13 protein-coding genes and 1 tRNA gene are annotated in these 15,928 nt (G+C 68.0%); 6 read left to right on the forward strand and 8 right to left on the reverse strand.

Features of this window, described 5'->3' with window-relative positions:
* Positions 1-206: 206 nt before the first annotated feature.
* The 3 genes from ACIQ87_RS34135 to ACIQ87_RS34145 all read right to left on the reverse strand — a co-directional run bounded on the left by ACIQ87_RS34135 (position 207) and on the right by ACIQ87_RS34145 (position 2,468).
* On the reverse strand, positions 207-350 hold the full coding sequence (locus ACIQ87_RS34135; RefSeq protein ID WP_402414583.1) for a hypothetical protein: 144 nt from the start codon (positions 348-350) through the stop codon (positions 207-209).
* Between the two features lie 105 nt (positions 351-455).
* Entirely contained in the window at positions 456-734 is a 279-nt protein-coding gene (locus ACIQ87_RS34140; RefSeq protein ID WP_402414586.1) for a hypothetical protein, read from the reverse strand.
* A 594-nt stretch (positions 735-1,328) separates the two neighbouring features.
* Positions 1,329-2,468 carry a Fic family protein gene (locus ACIQ87_RS34145; protein ID WP_402414588.1) on the reverse strand — a complete coding sequence of 380 codons (1,140 nt, stop codon included), beginning with the start codon at positions 2,466-2,468 and terminating at the stop codon, positions 1,329-1,331.
* A 497-nt stretch (positions 2,469-2,965) separates the two neighbouring features.
* Between ACIQ87_RS34145 and ACIQ87_RS34150 the strand changes: the two genes are divergently transcribed.
* On the forward strand, positions 2,966-4,234 hold the full coding sequence (locus tag ACIQ87_RS34150; protein ID WP_402414590.1) for a tyrosine-type recombinase/integrase: 1,269 nt from the start codon (positions 2,966-2,968) through the stop codon (positions 4,232-4,234).
* 505 nt (positions 4,235-4,739) lie between these two features.
* Here the strand turns inward: ACIQ87_RS34150 and ACIQ87_RS34155 are convergent.
* A tRNA-Pro gene (locus ACIQ87_RS34155) sits at positions 4,740-4,809 on the reverse strand.
* A gap of 663 nt (positions 4,810-5,472) precedes the next feature.
* On the opposite strand from ACIQ87_RS34155, the gene ACIQ87_RS34160 reads away from it, so the two are divergent.
* Both ACIQ87_RS34160 and ACIQ87_RS34165 read left to right on the forward strand, forming a co-directional pair.
* Positions 5,473-6,723 (forward strand): tyrosine-type recombinase/integrase, encoded by a 1,251-nt coding sequence (locus tag ACIQ87_RS34160; RefSeq protein WP_402414592.1) that lies wholly within the window; start codon positions 5,473-5,475, stop codon positions 6,721-6,723.
* A gap of 118 nt (positions 6,724-6,841) precedes the next feature.
* The gene (locus ACIQ87_RS34165) at positions 6,842-7,981 is read left to right on the forward strand and encodes a hypothetical protein (RefSeq protein WP_402414595.1); all 1,140 of its coding nucleotides are present in this window, start codon (positions 6,842-6,844) and stop codon (positions 7,979-7,981) included.
* A gap of 54 nt (positions 7,982-8,035) precedes the next feature.
* On the opposite strand, the gene ACIQ87_RS34170 is transcribed toward ACIQ87_RS34165, so the two are convergent.
* The 4 genes from ACIQ87_RS34170 to ACIQ87_RS34185 all read right to left on the reverse strand — a co-directional run bounded on the left by ACIQ87_RS34170 (position 8,036) and on the right by ACIQ87_RS34185 (position 12,737).
* Positions 8,036-9,976 (reverse strand): hypothetical protein, encoded by a 1,941-nt coding sequence (locus ACIQ87_RS34170; protein ID WP_402414598.1) that lies wholly within the window; start codon positions 9,974-9,976, stop codon positions 8,036-8,038.
* Entirely contained in the window at positions 9,976-10,551 is a 576-nt protein-coding gene (locus ACIQ87_RS34175) for a hypothetical protein (RefSeq protein ID WP_387945477.1), read from the reverse strand. Before ACIQ87_RS34175 ends, ACIQ87_RS34170 begins: the two co-directional genes overlap by 1 nt.
* The gene (locus tag ACIQ87_RS34180) at positions 10,548-11,915 is read right to left on the reverse strand and encodes a dsDNA nuclease domain-containing protein (RefSeq protein WP_402414600.1); all 1,368 of its coding nucleotides are present in this window, start codon (positions 11,913-11,915) and stop codon (positions 10,548-10,550) included. Before ACIQ87_RS34180 ends, ACIQ87_RS34175 begins: the two co-directional genes overlap by 4 nt.
* Before the next feature lie 294 nt (positions 11,916-12,209).
* Positions 12,210-12,737: a hypothetical protein gene (locus ACIQ87_RS34185; protein WP_402414602.1), complete on the reverse strand. Its 528-nt coding sequence runs from the start codon at positions 12,735-12,737 to the stop codon at positions 12,210-12,212.
* Between the two features lie 996 nt (positions 12,738-13,733).
* Here ACIQ87_RS34185 and ACIQ87_RS34190 point away from each other — a divergent pair.
* The 3 genes from ACIQ87_RS34190 to xerC all read left to right on the forward strand — a co-directional run bounded on the left by ACIQ87_RS34190 (position 13,734) and on the right by xerC (position 15,822).
* The gene (locus tag ACIQ87_RS34190; RefSeq protein WP_402414605.1) at positions 13,734-14,663 is read left to right on the forward strand and encodes a hypothetical protein; all 930 of its coding nucleotides are present in this window, start codon (positions 13,734-13,736) and stop codon (positions 14,661-14,663) included.
* 134 nt (positions 14,664-14,797) lie between these two features.
* Complete coding sequence (locus ACIQ87_RS34195) at positions 14,798-14,995, forward strand: hypothetical protein (RefSeq protein ID WP_402414607.1); 198 nt, start codon at positions 14,798-14,800, stop codon at positions 14,993-14,995.
* Between the two features lie 26 nt (positions 14,996-15,021).
* On the forward strand, positions 15,022-15,822 hold the full coding sequence (gene xerC / locus ACIQ87_RS34200) for a tyrosine recombinase XerC (RefSeq protein WP_402414610.1): 801 nt from the start codon (positions 15,022-15,024) through the stop codon (positions 15,820-15,822).
* Positions 15,823-15,928 lie beyond the last annotated feature (106 nt).

Here is a 15,928-nt window from a genome sequence, read left to right on the forward strand (position 1 = left end):
CCAGAGGTCTTGGAGGAGGTCGTCAGCCACGACCGTTCATGATCGCGGTTGTGGTGACGCTCTGTGGCTCTGGCACGGAAAGTGATCCAGAACCAGTTTTCACCCGACGCCGAGAATGGACTTCGTTGCCGCCCAGTCCGACGTCGCGGTGTCGGCGGAGGACGGTAGGCGGTGCCGTGCGGCCGGCGCTGCAGCCGGGCGACGGGTCAGCGCAAGCCGGGTGTGGTGGTCTCGGCCTTCATGCGGGCGGGGAGTTCGCTCCAGTCGTGCAGGGCGGCATGGAGCAGGTTCTCGAATTGGGCCTTGCCCTCGTTCACCAGGAGATCCCGCAGGCAGGCGCAATCGTTCATCGAGCCGCCGTCGGTGAAGCAAATGAAGATACCGGCCGCCTGGAGGCCTCGGGCGGCGACGGCGATCTCGTGGCCGAACGGCAGCGGTACGCGGCTGGCGAGTTCCTAGGCAAAGAGTTGCTCGATCCGGGGACGGCCCAGGGCGGCCAGCACGGCGCCGACCAGGCTGCCGAACAGGGTGTGCAACGACTTCTTGCCGTCCAGCAAGGCGCGGGCGAGGGTGGCCAGTGCGTCGCAGCCCTTGCCGCGGTGCCGTTCGACGAGGGCGTTCCAGGTGTCCGGGGCCACGTACCGGACGGCTTGTGCGGCAATGACCTCGCTACCGCCCCCGCCGACGAGTTGGGCGCAGGACCGGACGGCGCTCTCCGTCTCCGCACGGCTCACGAGGTGCGGGGTCCGGGGCGACGACGGCAGCCCGCCGCGCTGAGGCGGAATCCCGGCAGGGCGCGGAGCAGGCCTGGGCCGCGTGGCCGAGGTGCGACGAGCGGGGGCAATGGTGCGTGGGGGCCGCGCCGGGGGAGTGACCGTTCGCGAGGCAGCGGTCGTTCGCCGGGGCGAAGGCCCGGGCGAACGCTGGCCACCGGGAAGCCCCTGGTGCAGGTGGCAGCGGAAGCCCTCCTGCCGCACCGGGTTCCTGCAGAGCTTCTTGTCCGGCTTCATGGCACGGCACCTGTTGACCATTGGCAGAAAGTGACGGCTCGGCATCCTCCCGGCCAACATCGCCGTTTCGCGCAGGGGTGATTCGGTCAGCGCCATCCGCGGCTCCGGCCAGGCAATTTGACGGCATGTCGAGTGAAAACAGAGGTGGCGAAGCAGCGATCGCTGGAGAATCACGTCCAGATCCACGGCTCAGCGGGCAGGAGGCCGCGGGAGCAGTGGCGGAACAAGGGCCGAGGCGCTGGGCGACCTCCCGATTCATGCACTCCGAAGGCAACTCACGGCACACGGCTGCAGATCGCGTCCGGAAAGCGGCTCCGTTCAGTGGCCTGCGTACGGGTCCCGCAGCGGTCGGGGTTCGCGGACCCCGCGCGTGATGTCCTCGGGCAGGTCCGGGCCGGCGGTGTAGTAGCGGCCCTGGGCCTCGCCCTTGGCGGCGAGCCAGCCGGCGCGGACGATTTCGCGGATGTCACGCTGGGCCTGCTGCTCGCTCAGGTCCGCATCGGCCTGGTAGGTAGCGCGGCGGACGCGGTTGCCCATGGCGGCCGGGTAGAGGGCGTAGAGCATGCGGTCCGGCCAGCCCTGGCGCTCGACTGCTTCGTCGAGGGCGGACCAGACCTCGCGGGTGGTGGTGACCTGGCGTTCGACGGTCTGGGCCTGCTGGTGGTGGGCACGCAGGCAGAACCGGACCCAGGGCAGGGTGTCCCGGTCGGGAGTCCAAACCGGGCCGCCGACTTCGGCAAGGATGTCGTAGTAGCGGTAGGTGTTGCGCGCCCGGCCGAGCCATTCCTCGATGCTGGAGAACTCCGGCGCCATGACGCCTTCGCGGGCCAGGACCAGAGTGTGCAAGGCGCGCGACATCCGGCCGTTGCCGTCCGACCACGGATGGATCGACACCAAGTTCAGGTGCGCCATCGACGCCCGCACCAGACCGGGCGCATCGAGGTCACCCGAGTTCAACCAGTCGACCAACTCTCCAGTCAACTCCGGCAATTGCTGTGCATCGGGGGCGGTGTAGGCGGCGATCGTCGGATCTTCGGCGGAGGTTACGTACACCGGCCCGCTTCGCCACCAGCCGGGCCGCTTGAGCAGGTGGTGCCCCTGCATCATGAAGTGCAGCGAGTTGAGCAGGCCCTTGCTGTAGGCGAAGTCGTCACCGGCCTCGGCCAGGCGCTGGATGTAGGTCATCGCCTGCCGGTAGCCCTCGATCTCGGCCGCGACGGTGTCGCTCGCGTCGATCGGCGCCTCACCGACCATGATGTCCTCGACATCCGACACACTCGCCGCGTAGCCCTCGATCGTGTTCGAACCGGCGATCGCCCGCGCTGTGAGGTTGCGCCGCAACTGACCCTCCCTCCGGCGCGGAGCGCGCAGGTGCAGGCGCAGCCGGTCCCGCATCTCGTCGATCTCCGCGAGAACGGACTGGTCGATATCCCGCAGGGCGGGCACAGCGTAGAGCATGACGCGATGACACCATGACGGCGTCATCAAGTCAAGGCTGGCCGGTGACGGTTGCAGCGGCACGTAAGCCGTCCGGCAAGGGCCACGCAGAGACACTCCCCGCCGAGGCCGGCCGGGGCAGGGCCCGCCTTCGTCTTCGGGGCAGATCCGACGGCGAGCACGCCCAACTGGCCAGCACCTCACCCCGCCGAGCACCACGGCGGCGCCCGGGGACGGGCGGGAACCACCGGTCGCGGCCAACTGGCATTACGACCTGGTGGTCAAGCTCGGCGCAACCGGAAAGCCCGATGCCCAAGAGAGAATGCTGCGACCATCCTTCACCGCACCAGCGTCACAGCCGCACCAATTCCCACCCGCATCCGCGCCGACTGCTGCAGCACCGACAGGGCACCGCCTGCTGGACCCACGTGCCGCGCTCACAACGGCGGGCGCGGCACGATGATCGTCCGACACAAGGGCCCGCGATGTCACGTCCACCAATCACGTAGCCCTGAACCATGAACATCTCACGCAAGACCCCGAAACGATCACACGGCGCCGAACCCTACGCGTGGACCGCATCGGCCCCCGGCTCGACGACGCTTCCGGCCGCCCTCCACCCCAACGCCACAGACGCGCCCCTTCACCGCACCGGCGGCGATGCCGTCCCGGCCCAGACCCAGGCGTGGGCCGCGTTTCTGAACACCGCCGTCCACAACGGGCTCGACCCGACTCTCGTCACGCAGTGGCTGACCGTGCTGGCCGACGCCACCGGAAGCCCCGTCCTCCCCCACCTCGCATCGATGACACTCACCGACTACGTCGAGCGGCGCCTGCCGGTGATCCTGGCCGGGCTGGAGAGCACCACCCACGCCCCCTACCTCGCCGGCCTGCGCCTGCGGATCCTCCCGGACCTCGGCCACCTGCCCATTGACCTGCTCACCACCGGCCTGATCCAGGACGCCGTGTTCGCGTGGATCGCCGACGGCTGCAGCCGATCCACGATCAAGAACACCCTCGCCATGCTCCACCGCGTCCTGCGCCAGGCCGTCGCCGACGGACTGATCGCGAACGAGCCGACCCGCGTCACCGGCTGGCAGCACGAACTGCACCAGGCCGAGGACGAACTCCTCGAACCCCGCGACCTCGCCCTGCGCGATTGGAACGCCCTCACCGAACTCGCCGACGCCCTCGTCGACGCCTCCTACAACCACTACCGCGGCTGGGGCGACGCAGTCGTCCACAGCGCCTGCACCGCCACCCGCATCGGCGAGGTCTCCGGCGTCCGCGCCGAGGACGTCGACACCGGACAGTGGATCCTCACCTGCCGCCACCAGACCACCCCCGGCCCCGGCGGACTCGTCGACAAGCCCCCCAAGGGCGGGCACACCCGCCACATCCCGATCATCGAACCCCTGCGCCCGCAGATCCTCCGCCGCCTCCACGCCACCCGCGGCGACCCCCACGCCCGCCTCTACACCGGCCCCCGCGGCGGCCGCATAGCCACCGCCGTCCTACGCGACGCCACCCACTGGGACGACGTCGTCCACACGCTCGGCCACCCACACCTGCGCCGACACGACCTCCGCCACACCGGCCTCACCTGGATGGCCGACGCAGGAATCCCCCCGCACATCCTCCAGGAAATCGCCGGCCACCAGGACTTCGACACCACCCTGCGCTACCTACACCCCGACCTCCGCACCATCACCGAAGCCGGCGAGAAACTCACCCACCACCTCACCGAACAACTCCGCCGAACCGGACGCATCCCCCGAAGGTGGTGACACCGAGCCACCAGGCTGCCCGGACATCGACCGGCGCCAACATAACGAATCAAACGCGAGACTATCCGCTGATGGCCCGTCACAGACCGCCAACTACCGCACCGTGGAGCCGAGTTCACACGATGAGACACACTAGAGCTGATCATCACGAAGCCATCTCGACTACTTAGAGTGGCCGAAAACTCGGGCAAATCGGATGCGGGGCGAAAATCCACAAAACCGGAGACCAGCCCACGAGACGTCAACAGCCCCACGAGAAAGGGAAGTTGAGGCACCAGCACCGCCGAGCGCCGGTCAAGCGCGCCAGCAATCAGCCAACCTTAGAATTCGACCGCGGATTGCGCAGAGTTCGACGGATTCAACGGCAGCTATCCGACGCAACCTTCGGATCACGGCAACCCCGCTTGACCCGATGCCCGAAATATCCCGATTCGCCATGTCCGAAAACCGCCAGAGGCGGCCTTCCTGTTTCCAGGAAAACCGCCTCTGACCTGCGACGTTACCGTCGGGACGACAGGATTTGAACCTGCGACCCCTTGACCCCCAGTCAGGAAGGGTTTCCCCATTCCTACCCGAAATGCGCTCGCACACACGTCGTGCGTGTGCAGATGAGCATGTTTCGCGCACCTCGTGCGGCAGCGCGCATGACGTGTGGTCCCCAGCTGGTCCCCAGGTCGGGGGCTTGACGGAGGGTCCGGGTGGCGTTCATGTCTCCAGGGTAACGCCACTCCGGCCATCAATCCAGTGATTCCGGCGGATCCCCCAAAGAGCCACCGGACAGAAGCCAAGGAGTCCCGGGAGAAATCGATCTGGCCTAGGCCGAACGCCAGCCAGAGAATGGTCACCAGAATTCCCACTCTCACCAATTCCGTGTGGCCTCGCAGGAATTCCCGGCGCCCGCCAACGCTCACTCCGAGGACCGGTCCGAGGCTCGGCGCCACGCACCCCGTGCGCTCCGGGTTGTACGAGCCCAACAACCCACGGCCGACCGGCAGACCGCCTCCTCCCGGGCCGTGGTCACTCCTCCCGGCAGCGACCAGGTGCGGGCCGATGCTGCGCGATCAAGCTGCTCTACCCGCCGAACGTGCTCCGTGATCACCCTCGCGGCGTGTCACCAGCGCGTGTCCCGGCCGGTCGATCTTGCCGTGCTCCACGCCCCGCCCCGCACGCTCTGCCGCCACACCCACCACTCCGGCAACTCTGGACACGACATCACCACTTGGTTCGAGGAGGAGCACATGGCACAGCGTCCCAAGCGGGGCAGGGTGTACCGCAGGTGCGGGTGCAAGGACGGCACCAGCGGGAAGCAGTTGGGTTCGTGGTGTCCGCGGCTGGCCGCCGACCCCGCGCATGGCCGGTGGACGTACGCGGTGGACCTGGCACGGGAGGACGGCAAGCGCCGGACTCGGCGGCGGGGCGGGTTCGCGAGTCGGGCGGAGGCGGCCCGGGAGATGGCGCGGGTGCTGGATGCCGAATACCGGGGTGTGTACGAGGACCGTAGGCTGGGGGTCGGGTTGTTCCTGTACGAGTGGCTGGAGTCGAAGCGCCCGGCGCTGGCACCCAACACCTGGGCGGGCTACCGGGCGTGCATCGAGCGCGACCTCGTCCCCGCGTTCGGCAGCATGCTGCTCCTCGACCTCCGCCCCAAGCACATCGACACCTGGGTAAGCACCCAGCTCGCCGCCGGCCGCGGGCGCGCCACCGTTCACCACGCGGTGGCGATGCTGCGCAACGCCCTGAACCATGCGGTGCGCACGTGGCGGCTGCGCTACAACCCGGCCAAGCACTCCGTCCCGCCCAAGCCCCGCGCTGCGGTGCGCACCTGCTGGACTCCGGACCAGGCCGCAGCGTTCCTCCGCCACAACGCCGAGCACTACGCCGACCGGGTCACCGACCTGTTCGAGGTCATGCTCGGCACCGGCATGCGCCGCGGTGAGATCCTCGCCCTGCACTGGTCCGACGTGCACCTCATGGACCGCCAGCTCTACGTCCGCTGGACCCTGACCGCCATCGACAACGGCAAGATCCACCTCGGCGAGCCCAAGACCGAAGCCAGTCGCGCCTGGGTCAGCCTCTCCGCCAGAGTCATGGCCGCCCTCCACCGCCAAGCGGACCTACAGATGGCGGCACACCCCGACGGACGGCTGGAAGGCCTGGTCTTCGCCCGCCCTGACAGCGAGCCGCTGCGCCCCCAGTGGGTCCTCGACCAGCTCCGCAAACGCAGCGCCGAACTCGACCTGCCGAAGATCGGCCTTCATGACATCCGGCACACCGCGGCCAGCATCATGATCGCCGCTGGCATCCCTCTCGCCGTCGTCTCCAAGACTCTGCGTCACGCCAACCTCGCCATCACCGTTGACCTTTATGGACACCTCCTGAAGGACTCCGCCGACCAAGCCGTCACCGCACTCAGCAGCGCACTCGACCAAGCGGACAGACGCAGCGAAGGCGCCACCGATACGGGACAGGTCCTCCCTCTGGCCGCCTGACCCTGCGCTGCTGGAAGTGCGGGAAATCCCTGCGGTGTTGTCCGGGACCGCCGGTATCCTCCCGGTGCGGGCCAGCGCATGGGACGCCGCCCCGCAGCCCGGGTACGGAGGGGTCCTCGTGATAGATCTCAGCAGTTACGAACTGGTCTGGCCTGTCGACCTGTTCGTCGCCGAGGCCAGCCGTATCGCGCCACTCGGGCGGCGGGACTGGGTGTCACGGGCCGAATGGCTGCTCACGGAGGCGTTCCAGGGATCCAGTGCCTGCTCGGACTTCGAGAGCCTGCCTTCCACGGCTCCGAAGTCCGACGACCCCTGGGGTGCAGTCGCGGATCCATGGAGCCAGGCGCCGGTGCTCACCCAGCAGATGTGGTTGCGTGAACTGATCGGTCGCGCGCATGAGATCCGCGAGTTCGCGGAGCCCCGTCCCTACTGGCCGCACCGCAACGGGCAGCTCGCCCCGACGGCGCCGTCCGATCCGGTTTCCGTACGATTGGGCTTCGCGCGGCTGGCCATGGAGTTGCACGGCAACGGCTACCTCGCCGAGCACTTCGGCGAGGAGTGCGTCGACGTCGACGAGCAACTGCCTGACCCGGCCGAGGTCCTGGAGCAGCGGCTGGGAGTCGGCCAGTTGTGGCCTCTCAAGCCGAAGGACTGGGACGAGGACACCTTCTTCGGCCTCGTAGAGGTTTTCCACGATCTTGTGTCCCGGCCGCGGGATCGCACCTTCCACTCCTGGAACGGATGCGGATGGCACCACCGCGAGTTCCATGTCGGCCCGGCCAGGGTGCTCTACCGCTGGCGCGTGAACCGCCTGCTCGCGGGCGCCGGCGTTCAGTACCGCCTCGCCGACGAGGGCGAGGACCAGGGCCGGCTCGTCGCGGTCACCGATGACGCCCGCGCCGACCTCGTCCACCGTGCCCTCGCCGTCGAGGATCCGGACATCAAGCAGCGCACCACGCACGCCATCGCCCTCTACCGCAGCCGCGGCGCGTCCATCGAGGAGAAGCGCTCCGCGGTGATCGTGCTCGCGGGCATCTTGGAGGAGCGGCGCGACCTCATCCGCAGCGAACTCGGAAAGCCGGACGACGGGGCCCTGTTCGTGATCGCCAACAAGTTCGAGATCCGCCACAGGGACGCCTCCCAGCAGGAGGACTACGATCCGGCGTTCCTCGACTGGATCTTCTGGTGGTACCTCGCCACCGTCGAACTCACGACGACCCTCCTGAGCCGCCAGCAGGCGGAGGGCTCTCGCGTCTGACAGCAACGGTTCGGGCTGCGTTTGTCCGAGAGCCTGTCGAGGAGATCTGCGCTGTCAGCTTTCGCGTTCGTCCTCCGCGCGGCCGGTGTGTCCGGGGCCGGGGTGGGCGACGCCGGGGACCGTCGGGTTGCCGTAGTCGAGTTCGATCTTTCCGAAGGTGCTGCTGGGGACGGGAGCGGAGTCGTTGTCGGCGATGATCAGCTGGATTCGGGAGCCGTAGGTTTCAGCGATCGCTTGGAGGCGGCGGTAGGTGCGGCGGCCGCGTTCTTGGTCCTGTTCGTTGGTTCCCGATGCCTTGCGTGGTGAGTCGATGATCAGCAGGGACGGGACGAGGACGTCGGAGTGGGTGATGCCGAATTCCAGAAGCGTGAGGCTGTACGCGACGTTGATACATGTCACGATGCCGCCACCGTCTGCCTGGAGAGTCTCGAATGAACCATTGTTGATCAGTGGCAGGTAGGTCGTTGGGTCGATCGTTGCGGACTCGATCCACGGGGCTGGGCGGAGTTCGGCGACCATGGTGTCGAAGTTCCGGCTGAGATCGGTGACCAGCCCCTTGCGTGCGGCGAGCTCCGCGAGTCGGGCCTTTTGGTCGGCGGTGGCGCGGGTGCGGCGGGCTTTGATGTCGCGGACGGTCTGGTCGATCGCACGGGCTCTGGCCCAGGAGTCACGCAATTGGGTCACCGCGTCGATGCTCGCTCTGAGGGTGGCTCCGCGGGCGCTGGCATCGGCGATCGCCTCGAAGTGCGGAGACACCATCCCCCGGGTCTGCGCGTCGAGTTGCCGGCGCAGGCTGTGCGTGAGGAATTCGGCCTGCTGAGCGCGTTCGCGGGCGGTGCGCAGCACCTCGGCGTCGGCGGCCAGGAGGGTACGGGCCTCTTGGAGTTGCTGTTCCAAGGCGTTGCGGGTCTGCTGGACCGCGGCCGGGTCGACGTCGTCGTCGGCGGGGTCGGGCTGCAAGCACACCAGGCAGTGGTCTTCCGGCACCGGTCGTGCGTCGAGTCTCTGCATGCATCGGGGACAGACGACGAAGTGGAAGGGCAGGAGCTTCTCGATGGCGGTGGCGGAGCGTTCCAGGCGGGAGAGGTCAAGCTCGATCTGAGCGACGACCGCTTCCCGGGCTTCGATGAATTCCTCGGCCGCCAGGAGTTCCTGCGTGGCCTTGCTCGCGTCCTCGATCGCCGTGCGGAGTTCTTGGCGGAGGACCGCGTCGGCCGCACTGCTTTCCTGCAGTTCGTGGCGCAGCGATGCGAGGGCTGTGTCGGCTCGCTGCAGCATGTCGCGCAGGTCGGCTAGTTCGGCGCGTAGTTCCTCGTCGGTGCGGGGGTCGGTGGCGGCCAGGAAGCGTTGGACGCTCTCGTATTCGGCTGTCTTCGCCTTGAGTTGCTCCTTGAGCTTGCCCAGGAGTTTTCCTAGGTCCAGCACGGTGCTGTCGGTCAGTCCGAACATCAGCTTGAAGAGGTGGGTGCGCGCGGACTTGAACCAGGTGTCGAGGTGTCCGATGACCTCTTGGTCGATCCCTCGGGCGTCCCGGTAGACGTATGTGAAGAGGTCGGCGAAGGTGAGGTCGCGTTCGGTGGCTTTCCCCTCGCGGGTGGTGGCGATGCTCTCGCGGGGGAATCTCAGCGCTTCCAGGAGCAGGTCGGAGAGGGATTCTCCGCCGGCGGCGTCGCGGATGGGGAGGGTGCGGCGCAGCGTGAGGGTCTCGGGGTCGAGGATGTCGACGTGGTCGGTCCGGCTGTCGTTGATGGTTCGCTTGAGGGTCATGTGCTGCTCGCCGACGACCACCTCGGCCCGTACTGAGTGGACGTGGTTGCGGACGGCGGGGGTCAGCATGGCTTTGCCGCCGATGGCGTACTTGAGCAGCATGAGCAGGCTGGACTTGCCGGTGCCGCTGGCACCGCTGACGACGGTGGCCGGCTGGTCGAAGCGGTAGGTCTTCTCGGTGTCGGCCGTGGTGACGGTCAGGGAGATGAAGCGGAGGTGGGTTGCCATCAGATCTCCGTGCGCCAGGGCCTGTCGACCGCGTCGGGCAGGCGGTCGTAGATGAGGGTCTTCAACGCTGTCCCCGACTTGTTGAAGTGCCGCTTCAGGAGGGCGATTCGTTGGGCGACCACGGCCCATTCGTCGGTTGCCGTCAGCGCGGTGGCGGCGATCGCGCCGTTGGCGGTGATGCGGAACTCCGCGCGGTTCGCGCCGCTGTAGGTGATGAGGCCGCGGGCTGCGAGGGATCCGAGGACGCTGTAGTAGCGCTGGTCCCAGGGGCCGTACTTGTATCGGGTCATGCGGCTCTCGACGGCGAGGCGTTCGGAAGCGGTGGGCTGTGCTCCCTGCGGCCAGTGGATGTCGTCCTCGGTGAGAAGGCGGTCGAGCATGGCGGGGTATCGCAGCAGGAAGTCGAGCTTGGCGAGTTTGGTAAGCCCGTCCAAGCCCTTCTTCGCGGTGGTGAACTTGTCGATCAGCAGGAGGATGCGGGCCTCGTGGTAGCCGGCTTCGCGCATCTCCTGTCGGCGGGCCCGGTCCCTGACTCTCGCGATGGCGGCTGCGTGGTCGTCGCTTCGGCTTGTCACGACGCCTCCTCCTCGGAGGGGTCGAACGGCTCGGAGAAGTAGAAGTCGCACTGGTCGCAGAGTTCGTAGGCCAGTCCGCGCAGGTGTTGTCCGTTGACCGGGAACGCCAGGGACGACGAGAGGTTCTCGGGCAGGAGGTGCTGGGTGAGGAGCTGGTTCATGCGCCGGCCGTAGGATGCCCCGTCGAGCGCTTCGTGCTCCGCCTGGTCGCGACTGGCGAAGGCAGCGTCGACCACTTCGAGGCTCACGTTCGCCAGGTCGGTGGTGTCGCCTGCCAGTCCTGATCGGTGTTCTTCCCAGGTCGTGTACCAGGCGGAGCGCAGACGTTCGGCGTGGGCGGCCTGGTCGGAAGGGACTCCGCCGCGCGCGAGCTTCTTGCGCAGGTTCGCCCCGCCCGGGGCTGTGATCGGGGTCTTCCCTCGGGTGAAGGTCGGCACGGCTGCGCGGCTTGAGATGAACTCGTCGCGGATCGTGCCTGGGTAGAGCGTGCGCCGGGCGATGCGCTGCTGGATTTGGACGTTGTGGCGGACCCTGCTTGGGTCTGCGATGTAGGCGGCGTACTGCGCGCGGTCGTTCTCGTCGCGGTTCGCCTTGTCAATGCGTTCGACCACCGCCAAGTAGGTGGCTTCGATGTCCACGTTCTCGCGCTGCAGGAGTTCGACCGCCGGTCGTAGGAGCCTCTGCAGGTTCACGTCGGTGATATCTCCGCGGGATGGCAGCTCGGCGTCTATGTGGAGCACCGCGAAGAAGTCCTTGACCGTGTCGGTGAAGCCGGCCGGGATGGCGATGTCGGCGAGTTTGGATACGTCGGGGACCTTGGGGATGGTGGCGTAGGGCTGCTGCAAGCGGATCTTGAGGAGGTGCCGGCTGACCTTCTCTGCCATTGCGTCTACCCCGACGGTGGTCTTCGGGTCGGGCCCGCACATGGCGGCGAGCGCCGCTGCTCCGGTCTTTCCTGTGGCGAGGCCGGCGTTCGTGGCCAGGCGCAGCCTGACGTTGCCCGCACCGTCGCAAGCCCGCCAGCGGTCGAAGAGATGGGCCAGGCCGCCGTCCTTGCAGATCTCCTGCAGGTTCCACGGGGTTCGACTCTTCGCGCGGTGTTTGACCGAGACGAGTTCGACCGAGCCGTCCGTGTAAGCGACGACGTAGTCCTCGTGCCATTCGCAGACGACGTAGTCAATGTTGCCTGCGGTGAGCATGGCGATGCACGTCTGGGCAGTGACCTCGGTCTGGTAACGGTAGTTGCGCAGCGTGTCGGACCCGCTGTCCTCCTTCGGCGCCATCCGGAAAATCGGATGGACGAACTCTTCCTCGTCGGTCTCGTCAGGTCCGTCGGCGGTCTCGGCCACGACCAGATCAACCACTGCCGCCTCCTGTCCCAGCGACCGCGCGCGCGACTGTAAACGGCCATGGCGCGGAGGATTCCCACAATTACCACACGGATTGCGCAGCCCGTAACCGGTTGATCACATCCGTTATCGGAACGTCGCGGCCGACGGATGCCGAGCTGCACGCCGCCGACTGGAGCGGCCGCTGGAGCACAGACAGGCAGTGCCCAACCGGCTCTGCTTCCACCATCCGAGCAGCGAAACCTGCACTCGACCGCCCATTCCGTCAGGCGAAATGTCCTGCATCAGAATGGTGTTGACGCATTCGTATCAGCTTCCCTCAAGCGCGACAGTCTCCGGCTGCATGCGGCCAGGTAGCTGGCTCCAGTCGTTCAGGGCTCCTTGAAGGAGGTTGTCGAGCTGGGCCTTGCCCTCGTTGAGCAGGAGGTCGCGCAGGCAGGCGCAGTCGCCCATCGCGCCGCCGTCGGTGAAGCAGATGAAGATCCCGGCCGCCTGGAGGCCGCGGGCGGCGAGGGCGATGTCGTGCCCGAACGGGAGCGGTACGCGGCTGGCGAGTTCCTGGGCGAAAACCTGCTCGATGCGGGGGCGGCCCATCGCGGCCAGCAGGGCGCCAACGAGGCTGCCGACCACGCCGTGCAGGGACTTCTTGCCGTCCAGCAGCGCGCGGGCGAAGGCGGCGAGCGCGTCGCAGCCCTTGCCGCGGTGCCGCTCGACGAGGGCACTCCAGGTCTCTGGGGCCACGTAGCGGACGGCCTGGGCGGCGATGACGTCGCCGCCGCCTCCGCCGACGAGTTGCGCGCATGCCCGGACGGCGCTGTCCGTCTCGGCGCGGGTCACGACGCGCACGGTCCGAGGCGGCACTGCGGGCCGGCTGCGCTGGGGCGGGACGGGGACGGGGCGTGGGTCGGGTGTGCGGCGCGAGACGGCAGGGGCTCCGGTGCGGCGGGGCCTCGGTGTGGCGGTGCGTGAACCGGCCGGGGTTCGTCGGGGTGTGGGGCCGAGCGGGCGGCGGCCCGCGGGGAGCCCTTGGTGCTGGTGGCAGCGCAGGCCCTCCTGGCGCACCCGGTTCTTGCAGAGCCTTCCGTCCTTCTTCATGGCACGGCACCTGTTGACCATGGCCAGAGAGTGTCGCCCCCACCATTTTTCGGCAACACCGCAGTCCGGCTAGGGAATCGATCCGGACATCGCAACTGGCCACCGGGCCAAGCACTTTGGAACCGCTACGGGTGATTCCGCTGCTTGCTGGCCTGCACTCGCGGGCGGAACCTGCCCGAATCCGCGAGTGCCGACGGCCCGCGGCGCCGACGAGCAGCGCCCTGGGCCATTCCGGTCAGCTTGTGATTTATCCGGTGCGGCGTGGTTTGGTGCCGACTTTGTGGTGAGCCGGTCAGCGGTAGGGCTCGCCGGCGACCAGGAGCAGCCACGTCGTACTGGTTGGTGGGGCGGCCGTTCGTGGAGCCAGGCGGGCGCCCGGCCAGGGTCGGGTGGGTTTCGAAGACTGCGGCCGGCGTTGAGGTTCTGGCGTGCAGGTGTCGGAACCCGTGCCGGACTCGTGCCGGGGTGAGCTTGTTTGGTTCGGCTGGCTTCTCCGAGGGCCGTCGCAGGTCGGTGGCAGAGAGCAGGCGAGGCGAAGCTGGAGCTCGTACCATCAGCCATCAGCGAAGCCTCACAACCGAGTTGTTTCATTTAGTGGCACCAACCTACTCCTCACCGGCTCTGTGCAACGGGGAACGAATCTGGCCGTCCGTGGGAAGTCCTGACATACAGTCATCTCCAGCCGCCCCTGTCCGGAGCGACTGCCCATCGCGATCGAACGAAGGAGCCAAGGAGCAGTTGGCGAAGCACCCCATGGACCGTGCCGTCAGCAGGACGACGATGAAGACCGAGCGACGCGCGGCGATGCAGGCGCGCCTCAACCAGGTAAAGGAAGAAGCTGAGGCCCGGCGCCGGACCGAGCCGGTCGACCGTGGGAGCGGCCTGACCCAGGAGCAGCTCGACGCGAACAACTGGGCCGCCTACGAGGCCAGCAAAGACCAACTGGGAGACCTTGTGCCCGATGCGATGCCATTCCAGAGCGCGCGCCCCGTGTACATCATCAAGCATGCGGTTCACAACGTCTTGAAGCTCGGCGTCGGAGGGGGCTCACGCATCCAGGCTCACGTCGGCCGGGGGTGGATCCTCCAGCACCTCACCGCGCCGACGCTCCTCGCCCGCGAGATCGAGCGAAACGTCCTGGCGCGAATACGGGCCATGGGCATCCCGCAGGCCATGAGCGGCGCGGACATGCCGCAGGGCGGAGCGACCGAAACCATGAGCGACGACCGCATCAGCGTCGGTGAAGTGTGGGAGATGGTCCAGCAGGAACACCGGCAACTTACCGACCTCCTCGCCGTGACAATGGGCGCGCACCCGGACCGGCTAGAGATCGTCGCGGGGGTGGATGACCACCTCAACGTCTACGGCCTCGGGCATAACCTTCCAGAGCTCCTCGACCGAGTAGCCAGCGGAATCCCGACCATCCTCCACCGCCACGGCCGCGCAGTCGCCGCCATCGTTCCCATCCACGACTTCAACGCCCTCAACGATGCCACCGACGAGATGGCCGTCCGCGACGCGGAAGCGCACCGCAACGACCCGAATTCCAACATGGTCGACGTCCTCGCCGACCTGCTCGGCGAGTCCGCGCTCCGCACCACCGGCCCCGTCACGGCGGGCAGGCGCACTCTCTCGCGGCACCGGGTCACGGGAGACGGCCAGGCGTGAGCCCCCATCAATTCGCTTACCGGTGGCCATACAGTTTCCCGCCCTACGATGCCGGGAAGAGGCTGAACCATCGCTTCCGCGTCGCTGAAAGCGCCCGCCGCACCCTTCTCGCCATCCCCAAGGACGATGCGGTCATGCTGTTGCGGACACTACTGAGCAGGGACGGGAACCCCACCTTCAACGGGGTGGACGCCGCGCAGTTCCCGGGGCGCCCCGAACTGCACCGCCTGCGGGTCGGCAGGTACCGGCTCGTGTACAGGTGTCATCGCAACGTGGTCGTTCTCGCCTCCGTCGTGGACGACCGCGCCCGTTATAGGAGAGCGGAAGACTAATTGGCCTGCCGAGGCGCTCACGGGGTGTGTACGAGGACCGGACGCTGCGGGTCGGGCTGTTCCTGTACGAGTGGCTCGAGGCGAAGCGGCCGGCGCTGGCACCCAACACCTGGACGGGCTACCGGGCGAGCATCGAGCGCGACCTGGTCCCGGCGTCCGGCGGCATGCTGCTGCTCGATCTGCGGCCCAAGCACATCGACGCCTGGGTGAACGCGCAGCTCGCCGCCGGCCGCGGGCGCACCACCGTCCACCACGCGGTGGCGATGCTTCGCAACGCCCTGAACCACGCGGTGCGCACGTGGCGGCTTCGCTACAACCCGGCCCAGCACTCCGTACCCGCCAAGCCCCACGCCGCCGAACGCGTCTGCTGGACCCCCGACCAGGCCGCGGCGTTCCTGCGGCACAACACGGAGCACTACGCCGACCGGCTCACCGACCTGTTCGAGGTCATGCTCGGCACCGGCATGCGCCGCGGCGAGATCCTCGCCCTGCACTGGTCGGACGTGTACCTCATGGACCGCAAGCTCTACGTCCGCTGGACCCTGACGGCCGTGAACAACGGGAAGATCCACCTCGGCGAGCCCAAGACAGAGTCGAGCCGCGCCTGGATCAGCCTCTCCCCGAGGGTCATGGCCGCCCTCCACCGCCAGGCCGCCCTCCAGATGGCCGCCCACCCCGACGGCCGGCTCGATGGGCCTTCGCCCGCCCGGACGGCGAGCCGCTGCGCCCCCAGTGGGTCCTCGACCAGCTCCGCAAACGCACCGCCGAACTCGACCTCCCCAAGATCGGTCTGCACGACCTGCGCCACACCGCCGCCAGCATCATGATCGCCGCCGGTCTCCCCTCGCCGTCGTCTCAAGACCCTGCGCCACTCCAACCTCGCCATCACCGTCAACCTCTACGGCCATCTCCTCAAAGACTCCGCCGACCAGG

The organism is Kitasatospora sp. NPDC096204 (genome assembly GCF_044763205.1).
Lineage (GTDB): Bacteria > Actinomycetota > Actinomycetes > Streptomycetales > Streptomycetaceae > Kitasatospora.